Source organism: Acidaminococcus hominis, assembly GCF_022484025.1.
GTDB lineage: Bacteria > Bacillota > Negativicutes > Acidaminococcales > Acidaminococcaceae > Acidaminococcus > Acidaminococcus hominis.
On sequence record NZ_JAKVMG010000001.1, the window covers coordinates 33,732 to 51,203 of the forward strand.

Here is a 17,472-nt window from a genome sequence, read left to right on the forward strand (position 1 = left end):
CAGGGGTCGTATATTCCATTTCCCCACGGCCGGAGGCCTTGAGAAATGGATACGACTCCCTTAGTCAGCCTGCGGTGACAGCTCTCCCCAGCGGTTCGCGGCTCGCATTAGCCAAGAGTCCTTTGATAAACTGTGGACTCTTGGATGCGACTGCATAGTGGTTCGCTGCTAGCCAGGCGGCGTCGCCCTGCGGGCTTGCCTTCTGGGCAGCTATCACAGGGGTCGTATATTCCACCTTTCTGCGGCTGATGCCTTGAACGGTGGATACGACTCCCAAAGGTGAGAGCTTTGGGCGCCCGTTGGGCTGGCCCTACGGGCCAATTGGATGAAACTTCTATCGTCGCCTGAATCCTGGAAAAACTTCTTCCGTCAGCCTGCCGGCTGCCACCCCCTTAGTGGTTCGCCGTGTTCCAATCAGCAGCGTCCTTGCGGACTTGCTTCTTGGACGGCTATCACATGGGTCACGTGTACCAAACAGCTTCTAGAATACCCGTGACGCTGTTTGGACGTGACCGCAACGCTTGAAGGGGGCTATAAAGGAAAATGCGACACTTCCTACAGTGGTTCGCTGCTAGCCAGTCATTTTCGCCCTACGGGCTCAATTCCTGGGCAGCTATCACATGGGTCACGTATTCCAAATATCTTCTGGACAAATAGTAAAGATATTTGGATGTGACCGCAACGTTTGCAGAAGACTTTCTAGGCCGCTACTGGCCGTGTGCTAAATGGGGGATAGTGCTGAAATGCAGGTAGCGGTCCCAACCCGGCATTGCTGGAGGCAATGCCGACCTTCCCCGCCTTGGGATACTGTTGTGCGGAGAAGGCAGGCGGCCGGGGGCCGCAAACAACTGGATAAACTTCTATCGTCGCCTTACGGCGACACTTCCTTCACTCTTGAAGGAAGCGTTCTAGGCCACTACTGGCCGTGTGCTTAATGGGGGCAGTGCTGAAATGTAGGTAGTTGCCTCATCACGGGTAGTATATAGAATTGGGTGATTGGTTTTCCAGGGACGATATATTTTTCTGTGGTGATTTGGTATACTATAACAAAGGCCAACTTGTGAAGGGTAAGGCTGGGTTCCCGAATGGGAGTAGGCGTGTGAATATACCGATACGATTTTGCCATGTGCACGGACTTTTTTTACCACTCTGCCTTAGTATAAGGGGGTCCTCATATGACGGATTACCGAAAGATTCTTATGCTGCGAAGCAAGGGGTGCACTCAACGCGGGATAGCTTTAACCAAAGTTGCTTCTCGCCCAACCATCAGTGCAGTCTACAAGGCTGCAGACCAACAAGGCATTAGCTGGCCGCTGGATTCCAGCATCACTAATGCTGAATTGGAAACAATATTATTCCCAAGAAAGAGCATGACCAAAGTTTTTTATGTTGAACCAGACTATCCCTACATCCATCGGGAACTAGCAAAATCTGGTGTAACGATGACGCTTCTATGGGAAGAATATTGCAGACAGTGCTACGAGACTGGCAAAACGCCTTATATGAGTACACAATTTGCAGAGAAATACCGAAAATGGGCTCGGGTAACCAAAGCTACCATGCGTATTCAGCATAAACCTGGCGATGCCATGCAGGTCGACTGGGCTGGGGATACTCTTCCCGTATATGACCCGGTAACCGGCAGTACAAGCCCAGCGTATCTCTTTATTGCCACCTTGCCGTGCAGTTATTATACCTATGCAGAAGCCTGCGACGATATGAAAACTGAGAACTGGCTGAACTGCCATATCCACGCCTTCAAGTTTTATGGTGGTGTTCCTCGGCTTCTAATTCCTGACAATTGCAAAACTGCAACCACGTCTAATACTAAGTATGAAACAATCCTAAACCACAGTTACCAGGAATTGGCTGAACATTATGGTACGGCAATTGTACCAGCCCGTGTGCGCAGGCCTAAGGATAAAAGCTCCGCAGAAGCTTCTGTGCGTTTTGCTGAAACCTGGATTCTTGCTGCCTTACGTTCAAGGAAATTCTTTTCCCTTCATGAAATGAATGAGGCTATTGCGGAAAAACTTAAAGAAATGAACGACCGCCCCTTTAAGCAGATGGCAGGCTCTCGCTACAGTGCCTATATGGAAGAAGAAAAGCAATATATGCTTCCTCTGCCACCTACAGATTTTGAGGCTGCTGTTTGGTCGGTAGCCAAAGTTCCCAATGATTATCTTATTTCAGATGGCAAGAACAAATATTCAGTCCCTTACAACTTGATTGGCGAAAAGGTAGACATTCGGGTGACAAAGACTACTGTAGAAGTATTCTTCCACGGCAGCCGTGTTGCCAGCCACCGTCGTTTGCGGACCGTCCAGAGAGATCCGCTGGTAAACCTAGAGCACATGCCCCTTGCACACCAAAGGTACCTGACCTACAATACGGATGATTTCACTCGTTGGGCAACGACTGTTGGTCCCATGACAGAAAAGACTGTGCAGTATTTCCTTACCAGCGGAAAGGCCCCAGAACAGGGCTACAAAGCCTGCTCCAGCCTTAGGAAATTGGAAGAACGTTACGGGAAAGTACGGCTTGAAAACGCTTGTGGACGTATTTTCGCCTACAAGGCCACTCCGTCCGTCCGTAACGTCAGCAGCATTTTAAAAAATGACCAAGATAAACCTGTTAAAAACGCTCCGCAGAAAAAGCCAGCCGCAGCAAACAACTACGGAATTACACGCGGTGCCTCGTATTTCAGTAAGGATAGAGGTGGCCGCCAATGATAGACCAGGAAACCGTAGAGATGCTTAGGAAGATGAGAATGACCGCTATGGCGGATGAATTATCCCACCAATTACAAGACTCAACCTTTAATGAGCTTGGCTTTGAGGAACGATTAGGACTGATGGTGACTGCCGAATGGAACCGACGCCAAACGAATACAGTACAGCGACTCATTAAGAATGCAAATTTTTCTGCCCCAGCTGCCGCAGTAGAAGAAATTGAGTACTACGAAGATAGAAAGTTGGATAAAGCACAGATTTTACGCCTATCCAGCTGCAAATTTGTAGACGAGGGACACCATATTATTCTGGAAGGAGCTTCTGGCAATGGTAAAACCTACATTGCCTGTGCTCTTGGTAACGCTGCCTGCCGACGATTCAAGAAAGTACGATATATTCGTATGCCAGAATTGCTGGATGAGTTGAATATTGCCCGAAGCGGCGGTGAATTAAAGAAATGCCTGTCCAATTACAAAAAGGTTGATTTGCTCATTTTGGATGAATGGCTTATACGCCCCCTAACACCGCAGGAAAGTTATGATCTATTAGAAATTGTAGAAACTCGTTGCCAACGTTCTATGATTTTCTGCACCCAGTACAGCACAGATGGCTGGTATACCAGGATTGATTCGAACCCCGAATCTGCAAGCCCTGTGTCTGATGCTATTATGGACCGCATTATCCATAACTCATACGTAATTATGGTTGAAGGCCGTATCTCAATGAGAGAACGGTATGGCCTGAAAGCAACTCAAAGCTAAAGCTTATCTATACTTTAAAGAAAACTAAATAACCAGCTCTGCCGGCTCAACCATCCGGCAGAGCTTTTGGCTGAATCTCTTAATGGCCTACTAGTGCGGTGGGGTGGTAAAAGAATTCCGAGAAGGTGGTAAAAAAAGTCCGTGCAGACGGTAAACTTACACCGATTTATGCAGCGTGATGCTGAGAATTCCTTTGCCCCTGGGGTTGGCTTATTTTTATATCTGATTTATGGCTCTGTTTTTCCTAAGGGGAAGGCGGGGCTTTTTATTTTTGGGCAAATAAAAAGCTCCTCTGGGGTGCAGGGGAGCTAGTGACCTACGGGCACATAGTGGGTTTTGCTGTGTATTTTGGTTGTGTTATTTTAGCAGGTCTTCAAATAGTTGGTTTACGTCGTGGTAACCTTTTACGGAGGGGTCTTTTGCGATTTTCTTGGCTTCTAACATGGCTTCCAGAGTTTCTTTATTTGGCTGGGGGGTGGTTTGGGGTTTGGTTTTGGTTGGGGGTTGGGATGGGTTCTTGGGCATGGGGTTTGCCTCCTTTGGGGAAATGTATGGGTATAATAATACAAGAATTTGACATGTTTAATTCTTTTAAAATGGGCTCTGCTTAAAATTGGAAAAGGTGTTTTAGCAGGGGTTTGTAGAAATTTTGGCAGTATTTAGTTTTAATATTCTAACAACTTAGCACGATGGTGTCAAGGGTGTTCCTTGGGAGATGGCTTATTTATATGGTTGGTAACATTTTTATGAGGAAATAGTAGGTTTACAATTTTGTAAATTGGTAAAAAGAAATTGAACATTGCTGGGTTTGCGTCTATAATGGAACAAAATGTGTTTTTGGGGGCAGGAAAGGGTGAATGGTGTATGTCTCCTCTTTTTATTGGTTTGTTGGCTATTGTGCTGCTGGTGGTGTTCGGGGGTTTTTGGCGGAATGTGCTCCAAGGGCGTTTTTCGTTCTCTACTCGGGAGTGGGGGTCCAAGTCGCTGTCGTTTGCTAGTTTGGGGCTGGGGACGGTGCTGATTTTTTTACAGCTGGCACAGGTGCTGGGGGATTTTCGGCTGCTGCTGCTGGGGGTTGTGTGCTGTGGTATTGGGGCGATTTTCTTTGGGCTGGGGGTAAAGTACCAGGAGGCGTCCGAGGTGGAACGGGAAGCGGGGCCTGAGGTGGAGCGGGAGGTCCGGGGGAATACGCCTTCGTATAAGGAGCTCATTGGGCTGGGGGTGTTTGTGGTGGTGTTGGGGGTGTGGATGGCAATTGCAAGATAGTTGGTGCGGTCGGCGAACTTCCTGGTGCTGTTAGCCGGGTATCCTCGCAGTGGTTCGCGGCTATCCACTCAGTTACGCCCTTCGGGCTTACTTCGCGGGCCGCTATCACAGGGGTCGTATATTCCATTTCTCTACGGCCGGGGCCTTGAGAAATGGATACGACTCCCTCAGTCATCCTGCGGTGACAGCTCCCCCAGCGGTTCGCGGCTCGCTGCGCAGCTGCGTCCTACGGACTTGCTTTGCAGGCCGCTATCGCATGGGCCTTATTGACCAAACATCCGCTGGAAAGATTGCGGATGTTTGGATGCGGCCGCATAAAGATAGGAGCCTTTAAGGGTTGGTGCGGTCTGCAGACTGTTGGTGTAACCTGGCCCTTCGGGCATTTTGGATTTGAACTCCATCCGCCGGCAAGTTTGCCGGCACCTTCCTCTTCTCCTGTTCGCATAGCGAACAGGTAAGTGGAAGGCAACGCGGCCGGGAGGCCGCTAAAAACCAGGGATTGGCCAACAAAACGTTACCACCACGTTCCTAAAATAACATCATTTTGAAGATAACATAAGAACGAATAAGTAAAATAAAATATACTATAATTGCGAATTATGCTTGGAGTTCCAATTCTTGGAACTCTCTTCGTCGCCTTCCGGCGCCACTTCCCTCACGCTTGATGGAAGTCAATAAAAATGCACTACCACATTTCTAAAATCACTTATTTCTGATAACAATGTCGGGGTATACAAGTAGAATAAAGTATATTTTTATTGCAAATTTGCTTTAGCAACTGACCTCGCACGCAAGCGGGCGCAGGTGGCATCCGAAGGATGACGGAGAGTGCTCCTACTGCGGCGCTGGCGCCGCAAATGTATGATTAAAAGCTAATAATTGGATGAAGAACTTCTATCGTCGCCTGCGGCGACACTTCCTGAGCGGTTCGCCGTACTCCAGTCAGTTTCGCCCACAGGGCTCACTTCCTGGACGGCTATCGCATGGGTCACGTATTCCAAATATCTTTTGGACAAATTGTAAAGATATTTGGACGTGACCGCAACGTTTGCAGAAGGCTTTCTAGGCTACTACTGGTCGTGTGCGGAATGGGTGATGTGTTGTGAAGTTTGGTTTTGAACCCCATCCTGCAATGCCTGTGACATTGCTTCCTTCCCCTTCTCCTGTTCGCGCAACGCGGCGAACAGGTAAGTGGAAGGCAGGCGGCCAGGGGCCGCAAATACTTGGATAAAAAAATCATAATTGGTTGATATGCTGTGTATTCCGGTTCTAGGGAAGGATCTTCCTAATATAAAAGGGACGGATTTGGCCTTAGGTCTAAATCTTGATGATATCAGGTACCTTTTGCAGATTTTTAGGAACACACACCCCGCTTAATCTGAATTGGGCCGGGCTGGATATTTTCGGTCAAGGATGCGTTGCATTGTGCTTGTCCTTGACGGAAAATATTCAGGCTGGCAGGCTCTGGAAAGCGGGGTGTGTTTCCAAGTTGGGGATAAATGCGGGCTGCGGGGTGTAGTGCTGGCCGGACCTCTGGGCGTCTTGTCTTTTACATCAAAAAAGGCAATCATCTTTTTTACAAGATGGTTGCCTTTTTTCCTTTTTTAGGTTGGTTCTTATTGGTCCAGGGCCAACAGGAGTTGGTTTCTGTTATGAACTTTGTATCTTTGGTACAGGCTGCTGAGTTGTTTTTTGACGGTGATTTCAGCAACATTTAATTCTTCGGCGATTTCTTTATTGGTGCGGCCTTCTTTGACGCGTTGGATGATCAGGAGGTCGCGGGGGTTGAGTTTGTTTTCTTCTACTGTGGGGTCGGTGACGGGGACGAGGGTATAGGATTTCAGGTGTTTGATGAAGGTGTTGTATTTGGTTCTGGGGGCCAGGCGGTCCATGATGGGTTTTAACAGGGTGGTGTGTTCTACGAAGGGGAGGGTCAGGTTATCGGGGATGGCTTCGTCCAGTGCGGTGGCAAGGAGTTCTTCGGCTTTGTCGGCTTGGCCGGTATGTTCCAGGGCGGCGGATCGGGTGATGGCGTCGTAGCAGTGGCAAAGCTGGGAGGATTCTCTTTGGGGCAGGGTATCGCGGTGCTGGGTGGTGAGTAGGAGGAGGTTGTATTTGCGCAGGGCCAGCTGGATTCTATGCCGGACGGACTGGCGGAAGCTCTGGAGGGAGGGGTATTCGGGGAGGTTGTTCAAGCGTTCCAGGGCTTTGCTCATATGGGCTCCGGGTTGTTCTAACATGCCGGAGATGAAGATGGAGGAGAGTTCCAGGTCGGTGCGGGTCAGGGGGTCGGTGACTTTTTCCTGGAGTCTGTGGAAGTAGGCTTTCCAGCGACGGAATTTTACGGGTTCGTTTTTGAGGAGGACGATTCTGGGGTACAGGTACAGGGCCAGGAGGGCGTGCTGCTGCTGGTCCAGGGTCTGGAAGGGGACTTCGAAAAAGCTGAGGAGGAGTTCTTCGGCGATTTCTAAATTGCCCTGGAGGTAGGCTTTTTCGGCATCGGCGGTGGCTTGCCACAGGGGGCCGCTGCAGCCTTCGATGCATTGGCCGCAGATGGCGTAGATTTCTTTTAGCTGGTCTACGTTTTTCTCCAGTTGGCCTTGGTTCCGGTAGTACAGGGACAGGGGTCCGGTGATGCCGCGGTGGATGCCTTGGAAGTAATCCCGGCTCAAGTGGACGCCTTTTTCCAGGCACCAGTGGTGGACCCGGCGGAGGGCGGGGAGCATGGCGTCCAGGTCGGGGACACTGTCCAGGGCCTGGAGGAAGAGGATTTGGGCGGTGTCTTCATCGGTGGGTTCCCAATCTGCGGGGAGCTGGGACAGGAAGATATCGCGTTCTTCTCGGGCGGACTGGGGGGAGGCCAATAGGTTCAGGGCCAGGAGCAGGAGGGTGCAGCTGGAGAACCGGCGGACTTTTTCCAGGGGGGTGGACTCGTGGAGCAGTTGAATCAGGCTGGAGGGCTGGAGGCCGTTTAGCAGGGTGAGGCCGCCTTCGTGGATCAGGCGCAGGGCCAGGGGGAAGGCGCGGCCTTTCAGGGCTAGCTGGAGGGCTTCGGGGAGTTTCTTTTGGTGGCGCTGCCAGCGGGCGGCGCGGATATAGGCTTTCTTTTGCCAATTCCAGGTTTCGATGTGGAATTTGCCCTGGAGGTATTCCCGGAATACGGGGTGGATGGTGTAGGCGCCTTCGGCGGGTTCATACACCAGGAAGGGGTTTCGTTCCCATTGTTCTTCCAGGTGGCGCAGGGCGGGTGCGTGGGCGCACAGGTATTCGGCGTGGCCTTTGGAAAACTGGGGGAACAGGGAGAGGCCCAGGCATACGCGTTTTTCTTCTTCGGGCAGGGGAAGGTAGAATTGGTCGATGAATTGGTAGAGGACGGCTTTGTCCCGGTTGGTGAACAGGGCCAGGTCGGCGGTCTTGAGTCTGCGGAAGTTGCGGATGCCTTTGCCGATGGCAAAGAGTTCGGTGTCTTTCAGGGCTTCGTAGGCCATGGAGTGGTTCAGGTAGGCGATTTCCCATTGGCCTTCTAGGTTTTTGCGGAAGCAGAAGGCGCAGCGCTGGTAGCCCTGGAGGTACATTTTGTAGGTGGGGAGGGTTTCTTCCAGGGAGCAGAGCTGGACCAGCCAGAGGTTTTCGCAAAGCTGGTGGACCAGGGTTTCTTCTTCGCTGATGGAGCAGGGGACCAGTTGGTCTTTGCCTTTGCGGAAGATTTCGGTGACGGCGTCCCGGCCCTGGGCCAGCATTTCCCGGCCGGCGCCCATCCAGATGATGTCGGGGGCCAGGTGGGCCAAGAGGGGTTCTATGTCAGCGTTTTCAATATAGGCGTGAAGGATTTCCTGCCCCAGGTGGAGCAGGTCTTCTTCAAGTGGTGTCATGGCAGGTTCCTTCTTTCGGGGTCAAGGTGGGCTGGCGGGGCCAGCGGGGTATATACGATAGTATAGGGGCGGGGTAGGGTTAGTATATACTACTGTCTTATATATACTATAGGATAAGAATGTGTAATTGTCTATAGAGATATGGGAAGAAATATGAAAAAGGTTCAGAGTTGACAGGTAGGGGGGTGCGGTCAGCGGACTTTCTGGTGGTGGTGCCGGGTATCCTCGCTCAGTCAGCCACTGCGTGGCTGACTGCTCCCCCAGCGGTTCGCCGTGCTCCGTTTGCCTTCACCCTGCGGGTTCGGTTTACGGACGGCTATCGCAGGGGTCGTATATTCCATTTCTCTACGGCCGGGGGCCTCGAGAAATGGATACGACTCCCTCAGTCAGCCTGCGGTGACAGCGCTTCTAGTGGTTGGAGCTATGGGCGCCCGTTGGGCTGGCCCGCTGGGGTTCCTCTATCGGCACCTGTGGTGCCACTTTCCCCAAGGGGAAAGTTCGTCCCCATTTGGGGCTAGTGCGGACCGTTAGGTAGTTCAACTACAGAAAAATTGCCTGAGGCAATTTTTTGCTGTAGAAAACTCTGTACCGGTTTTTCCCCTTTCCACCATCCTACGGATGGTTCCCCTTCCCCGAGTGGTTCGCATTGGACCAATCAGCTGCGCTCTTCGAGCTTGCTTCTTGGAATGCTATCACAGAGGTCGCATTAGCCGGTCCTCCATTGATACATTGGTATGGACGACCGGATGCGACTCCCAAACGTGGAAGGTCATGTGCGGTCAACGGGTGTAGTGCGGGCCGGCCCTCCGGGCATCCTGGATTTGAACTCCATCCGCCGGTGATTCCACCGGCACCTTCCTCTTCTCCTGTTCGCGCAACGCGGCGAACAGGTAAGTGGAAGGCAGGCGGCCTGCGGCCGCAAACAACTGAATAAACTTCTATCGTCGCCTGTGGCGACACTTCCTTAGTGGTTCGCCGTGCTCCAATCAGCAGCGTCCTTGCGGACTTGCTTCTTGGACGGCTATCACATGGGTCACGTGTACCAAACAGCTTCTAGAATACCTGTGACGCTGTTTGGACGTGACCGCAACGCTTGAAAGAGGCATTCTTAGACCACTACTGTCCGTGTGCTTGCCGGAGATATTGATTAACGATGTGGTCGTGTTTCAATTTCCTACAATATATATATGCAATGGGGCGCCAAATGCTGATAGAAAAAACAGCATCAAAAAAACAGCGGCTGGGGGCCGCTGTTATCCTTGGCTTGGTATTGGGTTAGACGTTGCGTTTGGCGAGTTGTTCCACTGGTTCTGGGTTGGGGGTAAATTTGATGGGCTGGGGGGTATTCAAAAAGGCGAGGGCGTAGCTGACGGCCATGGCGGTGCCGTAGATCAGGCCTCGTTCGTCGATGTCGAATTCGGGGGTATGGTGGTTGGCGCCGCAGCCTTCCTCTTTATTTGCGATGCCGGTGAAGGTGAGGACGCCGGGGAATTTTTGTAGGTACAGGGCGTAGGATTCTGAGGCCATCCAGGGTTGGGGGTCCTGGATATGCTGGGGACCGAGGTCGTGTTCCAAAGCGGTTCGTCCCAGGGCGGCGCATTGGGGGTGGTTATTGACTTCGAAAAGGGCTTCGGGCATTTGGAGGATTTTGGCTTTGCAGCCATAGAGGGTGGTGTTTTGTTCCAGAGCTTTTTTGAGGAATTCTACAAAGGGGCGGCCGGCTTTTTCGTAGGAGAAGAAGCGGGCGGTGCCGCCGAAGGTGAGTTTGTCGGGAATGACGTTATATTTTTCGCCGCTTTTGACAAAGCCCAGGGAGAAGGTGAGGCACTGGAAGGGGTCTACGCTGCGGGTGCGGAAGGCGCTGAGCTGCTGGTACAGTGTAGTGAAGCAGTCCATGGGGTTATTGGCCAGGTCGGGGCGGGCGCCGTGGCCGAAGGTGCCGTCCAGTTCGATGACAAAGGAGCAGCCGCCGGCCATGACGGGGCCGGGGGTCAGGGAGACGGTGCCGGCGGGCATATCCCAGCGGACGTGGGTGGCGTAGCAGCCGTCGATGTGTATTCCCAGCTGGTTTACCAGGTAGGGGAGGAGGTTTTGGATGTCGCCGCTTTCTTCTTCGCCGCGTTCAAAGCAGAGGAGGATTTTGCCGGTCCATTCTTCTGTATGGGCGGCCAGGATCCGGGCGGCGGCAAGGGCCATGGCCATGTGGGCGTCGTGGCCGCAGGCGTGGGAAAGGCCGGGGCGTTTGGAAAGGCAGGTTTTGGGGCCTTTCAGGTTGTTGGGGCTTTCCTGGATGGGCAGGGCGTCGGTGTCGGCGCGGAGGAGCAGGGTTTTGCCGGGTTTGCCGCTGTCCAAGATGCCCAGGAGGCCGGCGTCGGGGATATTGCGGGTGGGGATGTTCTGGGTTTTGAGGTATTGTTCCAGGTAGGCGATGGTTTCGGTTTCCTGGTTGCTGGGTTCGGGGTTTTCATGAAAATGGCGGCGCAGGCGAAGGGTTTCGTTGAACTGGGCTTGGGCCTCTTTGAGTATTTCCATGGACATATGCCTCTTTTCGTAGTCTTTTTACGGGTGCATTATAGCATGAAAAAGGGGAAAAGTGATACACGTGTTTACAAGTTAGTATAAAAATTGCAAATAAGCTGTGAAAAATTGAATTTTACTACCCAAGAATATTAATATTATGATATAATAATAAAAGATACAGGAGGTTGCTTTGCAGCCACTGAGGGGAGTGCTTCGAACCCGCGAAGCGAAGTGTAAGAGTTCTATGGGAGGAAGAAGGGGATTTCATGATCAATGGCGTAATGACAGTAAGAGAAGCGTCTGAACGGTGGGGGCTGAAACCCATCACCATTAACCAAGCCTGTACGGGCCAAAAGGGTTACCCGCCCCGTTTCCGGGATGGGGAATACCAGAAGTCCGGTGGGATTTGGTTGGTTACCCAGGCTGGTATGGAACGGTTGTACGGTAAGGAACGGCAGCCCGGAGAGACCAGAAGGAGGGTGCTTCCCCGCAGGGGGTCCCTTGGCCGGAAAACGGCTGTTGTTGGCGAAGCGGCTAACGCAAGAGAAACTGCGGAATCCAGTGAAGCGGCTTTTTAGGCGTTTGAGAAGGAAGAAGTAAGAGTGTAGAGGAAACGGCTTTTCAGCCCTTGGGGGGCTGAAAAGCCGTTTTTTGTTGTGCAGACAACGGGTTGGTGCGGTCAGCGGACCTGAAGTGTGCTGGTGCCGAGAATCCACTCTCAGTCACCTTCGGTGACAGCTCTCCCCTAAAGGCGAGAGCTATGGGCGCCCTTTGGGCTGGCCCTACGGGCCAATTGGATGAAACTTCCTCAGTCATCCTATCGGATGACAGCCCCTCAGTGGTTCGCATTATGCCAATCAGCTTCGCTCTCTGAGCTCGCTTCTTGGAATGCTATCACATGGCTCATATTAACCAATAGTCCTTTAAAAAGCTGATGGACTATTGGATATGAGCGCAACGCTTGGATGGGCCGGTCTTAGGCCACCACTGGTCGTGTGCTAATTGGGGGCTAGTACTGAAATGTAGGTAGTTGCCCCATCCTGCAATGCCTGCGGCATTGCTTCCTTCCCCGCCTTGGAATGTTGTTGGGCGGAGAAGGCAGGCGGCCGGGGGACGCAAAGGATTGGATGGAATTGCTGGATTCTTTTTTTGGCAGTTGCATGGGGATGCTAGAGGGGTGTTTTTCTGCTTGTTCGAAAGGGTAATCTAGTATAAAATAGCTTCAACAAGAGTATTGTAGGTGTTATGAGCTGCAGCAGGTGTTTGGAAGGAGGCGGGGGCTGTGAATCATATTCAAAATTATCTGGATTGGCTAAAGTGTAATATGACGCAAGCCAGAATTGATGATTCTACGGTTGAAATTACAACTCCCTTTCTCGATCGTCATAATGATTATACGCAGATATATATTAAGGACCTGGGAAATCATCAGGTAAAAATTACGGATCTGGGATATATTGTTGATGATTTGAAGATGTATGGTATTTCTTTGCAGCAGGGTAAAAGAAAACATATTTTCAATCAGATTCTGGCCAGCAAGGGGATTCAGTATGATGGGAATTCGCTGGAGTTGTTTGTGATTTGTGACCGTGGTGATATTCCGGAGAAGCAGCATACGCTGCTGCAGACGATGTTGGATGTATGTCAACTGCGTCTGTTTGTAGAGAACGGTGCTGCTTGAATTCTATAGGTATTGGTAAACACTTGACATTCTGTGATAGGGGATGGTCAAGTGTTTTTTTGTGGGGTGGGGCCCTCTGGGCAAATTGGTTTTGAACTCCATCCGCCGGTGATTCCACCGGCACCTTCCTCTTTACCAGTGCACGCTAAGCAGTGCACTGGTAAGTGGAAGGCAGGCGGCCGGGGGCCGCAAACAACAGGATAAACTTCTATCGTCGCCTTACGGCGACACTTCCTACACTCTTGCAGGAAGCGTTCAGGGCCACTACTGGTCATGTGCTGAATAGGGGATAGTGTAGAAATGCAGGTAGTGGCCCTCCGGGCAGATGGGATATTGGTGCGGTCTGCGAACCTGAAGTGATGTGGTTCGGGGTATCCACTCAGCGGTTCGCCGTGCTCCAATCAGCTACGTCCTGACGGACTTGCTTCTTGGACGGCTATCGCATGGGCCTTATTGACCAAACAGCCCCTTGCAGAATTTGTCGGGCTGTTTGGATGCGGCCGCATAGTGGTTCGCTGCTAGCCAGGCGGCGTCGCCCTGCGGGCTTGCCTTCTGGGCAGCTATCACAGGGGTCGTATATTCCATTTCTCTACGGCCAAGGCCTTGAGAAATGGATACGACTCCCAGAGGCGAGAGCTATGGGCGCCCGCTGGGCAGGAGGGGGTAAAAAGCTTTATGGATTAAACTTCTATCGTCGCCTTACGGCGACACTTCCTTCACTCTTGCAGGAAGCGTTCAGGCCACCACTGGTCGTGTGCTAATTGGGGGCTAGTACTGAAATGTAGGTAGTTGCCCCATCCTGCAATGTCTGCGGCATTGCTTCCTTCCCCGCCTTGGAATGTTGTTGGGCGGAGAAGGCAGGCGGCCGGAGGACGCTAATACTTGGTTGGCCCTCCGGGGTTTCTCTATCGGCACCTGTGGTGCCACTTTCCCCTTTGGGGAAAGCTTGTCCCCATCTGGGGCTAGTGCGGGGCGTTAGGTAGCTCAACTACAGAAAAATTGCCTGAGGCAATTTTTTGCTGTAGAAAACTCTGTAGCGGTTTTTGGTCGTGGAGTCCATGGGGGTAGTGTGGGGCGTTATGCGTTTCCTGCCATATTTTTCTCTTCAACTATTTGCGTCGGGCTCTGGAAATAGTCTATAATAGGTTGATGCTACTTTTGTGGCGATATTCTATGAGGGAGGAACTTTTATGGGTGGGCATGTGCTTGGTTTGATTCACACGATTACTGCGCTGGATGTGTTGGATATCCTGGTAGTGGCGTTTTTCTTAAATAAATTGTATTTGATGTTGAAGAATACGCGGGCGGCGTCCTTAGTCAAGGGGCTGTTGATGCTGCTGGTGATTATGTTGATCAGTAAGTGGCTGAATTTGTATGTGATCAACTGGATTTTGGAAAAGTTTATGACGGTGGTGATGATTGCGCTGCCGGTGGTTTTTCAGCCGGAGCTGCGGCGGGCGCTGGAGCAGATTGGGCGGGGGAAGTTATTCCGCCGGAGTACGGTGCTCAATGAGGAAGAAATTGAGAATATGCTGGAGGCGGTGGCGACTACGGCGGATGATTTGAGCCGGAACAAGATTGGGGCGCTGATTGTTTTCGAGCGGGAGACTGGTCTGGATGACTATATTGAGACGGGTATCCAGATTGATGGTTTGATTAGTACGGCTCTTTTTGAAAATATTTTTATTCCCAATACGCCGCTGCATGATGGGGCGGTGATTATCCGGGGGAACCGGATTGCTGCGGCGAGCTGTCTGCTTCCTTTGACGGAGGCGCGGAATTTGAGTCAGGAGCTGGGTACGCGGCACCGGGCGGCAATTGGTCTGTCTGAGCAGACAGATGCGCTGGTACTGGTGGTGAGTGAGGAAACGGGTGCGGTTTCTTTGGCTCGTGGGGGTGCTCTCCAACGGTATTTGACGCACCGGGATGTGCGGGATCTTTTGCGGCCGGTGATGAAGCAGCCGATGCTCAATTGGAAGGATTCGATTCGGCTGAAGTTTGAGGCGCTGCGCAAGCACAAGGACGAGGGGCAGAAAGGGGATGACTTCCATGATAACCCAAAAGCATAATGATGAGGGGGCCAACAAGCGGAATTCCTGGTTTGTGCGGGTGATGGCGCTGGTGGTGGCCTGCATTTTGTGGGTGTATGTCATGAATGAGCAGAACCCGATTACCACGAAGACGTTCCGGGTGCCGCTGGCGGCCAACAATTTGGCGGAAGATATGGTGGTGAAGGATATGCCGGAGACGGTGAATGTGAAGGTGAGTGGTACGCGTTCGCAGATTGCGGTGCTCCGGGAGGGGGATATTAAGGCGTATATTGATTTTACGGACGCTCCCAAGGGGATGAATACGTACAATGTGATGGCTACGGTGCGGATGGGGGAAGTGGCGGAGGTCACGCCGAGTCTGCTGCAGCTGGAAACAGATTCTCTGGCGGAGAAGTCTGTGGAGGTGGAACCGCGGATTGTGGGGGTTCCCAACAGTGGGGTGACGGTGAGTCATATGGACCTGAATCCGGCTAAGGTGACCATCCGGGGGGCCAGTGCCCGGATTGCGGAGGTGGCCAAGGTGCTGGTGATGGTGGATATCAGCAACAAGGACCAGAACTTTACGTCGGATGCTACGGTGGTGGCTGTGGACAAGACGGGCCGGGAGATGTATGATGTGAAGGTTGTGCCGTCCAAGGTGAAGACTACGGTGACCATTGTGCGGCAGTTGGGTACTAATGATTTCCCCATTAAGGCGAATATGTCAGGGCAGCTCCCGGCTGGGGTGACCATTGCCAATGTGAAGTTGACGCCTGCCACGGTGAAGCTGACGGCGGAACCGGCGGTTTTGGGCAATATTAAGGAGATTCAAACGGCTCCGATTGTGTTGACGAATATTACCAGTGATGTGGAGCTGAAGATGCCGCTGCAGATTCCTGACCAGGTTCTGGCGGACACCCACAGTGTGCTGGTGGAAATTACGCTTACGAAAGCTCCGGAGGGACAAAGTGCAGCAGCAAAAAACAGTAGTTCTACGAATCAATAATATCCGGGTGGGGCTGGACAGCAGGCAGGGCCTGCCCCAGCTGCTTTCCCGAAAGCTCCGTTTGCCGGAGGGCAGCATCGGGAAGGTACGGGTGCTGCGGAAGGCGGTAGATGCCCGGCACAAAAGCAGTATTGTGCTGGTGTACCATCTGCTGGCGGAGCTGCGTATCAGTGAAGGGCAGAAGGCGGAGCTGCTTCGGGATCCGCAGATTAGTGAATGGGAAGAAAAGCCGGAACCGGTGCCGGTATTTGGCACGGAAGGGCTTACCAGCCGGCCTATTGTGGTGGGGCTGGGGCCTGCGGGGCTTGTGGCGGCGCTGGAGCTGGCCAAGTACGGGTACGCGCCTATTGTGGTAGAGCGGGGCCGGGATTTGGCCCACCGGATCCGGGACGTGGAGACGTTCTGGAAGACGGGGAAGCTGGACCCGGTGAGCAATGTGCAGTTTGGGGCCGGGGGTGCCGGGACGTTTTCTGACGGGAAGCTGACCACCCGGGTGAATGACCCGATTATGGGGCATTTGCTCCAATTGTTTGTGGATGCGGGGGCGCCGGAGGAGATTCTCACGGAACAGAAGCCTCACGTGGGCACGGACAAGCTGCGGATTATGGTGACGGGGCTGATTCACCAGATTAAGGCTTACGGGGGCACGGTGCGCTACGAAACCCAGGTGACCAATGTGCGCCGGGATGCGGCCGGTGGTCTTACGGAAGTGGAGCTGAACGGCCAGGAATGGGTGAAGTGTCAGGGGCTGGTTCTGGCCTGCGGCCATTCGGCTCGGGATACGTACCAGATGCTGCTTGCTCGGGGCGTCCATTTGGAGGCCAAGGCATTTGCGGTGGGGGTGCGGATTGAGCATCAGCAGGAGCTGATCAACCGGGCCCAGTACGGGACGTTTGCCAAGCACCCTAAGCTGGGGGCGGCGGACTATGCGCTGGTGTACCACGATAAGGCTACGGGCCGTGCGGTATATTCGTTCTGTATGTGCCCGGGGGGCCAGGTGGTGGCGTCTGCTTCGGAGCCGGGGGGCGTGGTGGTCAACGGGATGAGCCCGTTCCTGCGGGATACGGGGTTGGCCAACAGTGCGCTGGTGGTGAATGTGGACCCCAAGGATTTTCCGCCGGGGCCGCTGGGGGGTATGGAATTCCAACGGAAGTACGAGCGGCTGGCCTATGGGGTCAGCAAGGATTACCGGGCTCCGGCTCAGTCTTCCCGGAGCTATTTGGAAGGGACGGCGCCGGACCTGAAGGTGCCGTTTAAGCCCAGCTACCGGCCGGGACTGGTGGCGGCGGACCTGAAGAAGGTGCTGCCCCCGGCGGTGGCGGAGACACTCCAGCATGGGCTGGGGGTGTTTGACAAGAAGCTGCCGGGGTTTGGGACCCAGGGGCTGCTGATTGGGGTGGAAACCCGGACGTCGGCGCCGGTGCGGATTGTCCGTGATGAAAGCGGGGAGTCTGTGAACTGTCCGGGGCTGTACCCGGCTGGAGAAGGGGCTGGCTATGCGGGGGGCATTATGAGTGCCGCTATGGACGGGTACCATCAGAGTCATCGGCTTATGGCCCGTTTTGCCAAACCTGTGCTATAATAAGAACACTATGGAAAGTATT

At 52.9% G+C, this 17,472-nt stretch carries 11 protein-coding genes and 1 pseudogene; 8 read left to right on the forward strand and 4 right to left on the reverse strand.

The genetic code is table 11. The annotated features are described in order from the left end of the window. The first annotated feature begins 1,175 nt into the window (after positions 1 to 1,175). Together istA and LKE88_RS00120 are read left to right on the forward strand one after the other, a co-directional pair. Positions 1,176 to 2,732, forward strand: coding sequence for an IS21 family transposase (istA, locus tag LKE88_RS00115; protein WP_105326918.1), 1,557 nt, complete (start codon positions 1,176 to 1,178; stop codon positions 2,730 to 2,732). Then, complete coding sequence (locus tag LKE88_RS00120) at positions 2,729 to 3,493, forward strand: ATP-binding protein (RefSeq protein WP_105326919.1); 765 nt, start codon at positions 2,729 to 2,731, stop codon at positions 3,491 to 3,493. Before istA ends, LKE88_RS00120 begins: the two co-directional genes overlap by 4 nt. A gap of 357 nt (positions 3,494 to 3,850) precedes the next feature. Here the strand turns inward: LKE88_RS00120 and LKE88_RS00125 are convergent. Next, positions 3,851 to 3,964 (reverse strand): annotated as a pseudogene (locus LKE88_RS00125) (type II toxin-antitoxin system RelB/DinJ family antitoxin); the annotation flags it as partial. Between the two features lie 393 nt (positions 3,965 to 4,357). Between LKE88_RS00125 and LKE88_RS00130 the strand changes: the two are divergent. Then, entirely contained in the window at positions 4,358 to 4,759 is a 402-nt protein-coding gene (locus LKE88_RS00130) for a hypothetical protein (RefSeq protein ID WP_276802271.1), read from the forward strand. 1,616 nt (positions 4,760 to 6,375) lie between these two features. Here the strand turns inward: LKE88_RS00130 and LKE88_RS00135 are convergent. Together LKE88_RS00135 and LKE88_RS00140 are read right to left on the reverse strand one after the other, a co-directional pair. Further along, the gene (locus LKE88_RS00135) at positions 6,376 to 8,631 is read right to left on the reverse strand and encodes a LuxR C-terminal-related transcriptional regulator (RefSeq protein ID WP_276802272.1); all 2,256 of its coding nucleotides are present in this window, start codon (positions 8,629 to 8,631) and stop codon (positions 6,376 to 6,378) included. 1,275 nt (positions 8,632 to 9,906) lie between these two features. Further along, positions 9,907 to 11,163, reverse strand: coding sequence for a M20 metallopeptidase family protein (locus LKE88_RS00140; RefSeq protein ID WP_276802273.1), 1,257 nt, complete (start codon positions 11,161 to 11,163; stop codon positions 9,907 to 9,909). Positions 11,164 to 11,417: 254 nt separating this feature from the next. On the opposite strand from LKE88_RS00140, the gene LKE88_RS00145 reads away from it, so the two are divergent. Together LKE88_RS00145 and LKE88_RS00150 are read left to right on the forward strand one after the other, a co-directional pair. Continuing rightward, complete coding sequence (locus tag LKE88_RS00145; RefSeq protein WP_200820184.1) at positions 11,418 to 11,729, forward strand: helix-turn-helix domain-containing protein; 312 nt, start codon at positions 11,418 to 11,420, stop codon at positions 11,727 to 11,729. A 704-nt stretch (positions 11,730 to 12,433) separates the two neighbouring features. Further along, complete coding sequence (locus tag LKE88_RS00150) at positions 12,434 to 12,832, forward strand: DUF1828 domain-containing protein (RefSeq protein ID WP_200820183.1); 399 nt, start codon at positions 12,434 to 12,436, stop codon at positions 12,830 to 12,832. A gap of 450 nt (positions 12,833 to 13,282) precedes the next feature. On the opposite strand, the gene LKE88_RS00155 is transcribed toward LKE88_RS00150, so the two are convergent. After that, the gene (locus tag LKE88_RS00155; RefSeq protein ID WP_276802276.1) at positions 13,283 to 13,417 is read right to left on the reverse strand and encodes a hypothetical protein; all 135 of its coding nucleotides are present in this window, start codon (positions 13,415 to 13,417) and stop codon (positions 13,283 to 13,285) included. Between the two features lie 605 nt (positions 13,418 to 14,022). Here LKE88_RS00155 and cdaA point away from each other — a divergent pair. The 3 genes from cdaA to LKE88_RS00170 are packed head-to-tail and all read left to right on the forward strand — an operon-like array spanning position 14,023 to position 17,450. Next, entirely contained in the window at positions 14,023 to 14,901 is an 879-nt protein-coding gene (cdaA, locus tag LKE88_RS00160; RefSeq protein WP_105325832.1) for a diadenylate cyclase CdaA, read from the forward strand. Further along, complete coding sequence (locus tag LKE88_RS00165; RefSeq protein WP_231087013.1) at positions 14,882 to 15,868, forward strand: CdaR family protein; 987 nt, start codon at positions 14,882 to 14,884, stop codon at positions 15,866 to 15,868. The genes cdaA and LKE88_RS00165 overlap by 20 nt, the downstream gene beginning before the upstream one ends. Beyond that, on the forward strand, positions 15,831 to 17,450 hold the full coding sequence (locus tag LKE88_RS00170; protein WP_276802279.1) for an NAD(P)/FAD-dependent oxidoreductase: 1,620 nt from the start codon (positions 15,831 to 15,833) through the stop codon (positions 17,448 to 17,450). Before LKE88_RS00165 ends, LKE88_RS00170 begins: the two co-directional genes overlap by 38 nt. Positions 17,451 to 17,472 lie beyond the last annotated feature (22 nt).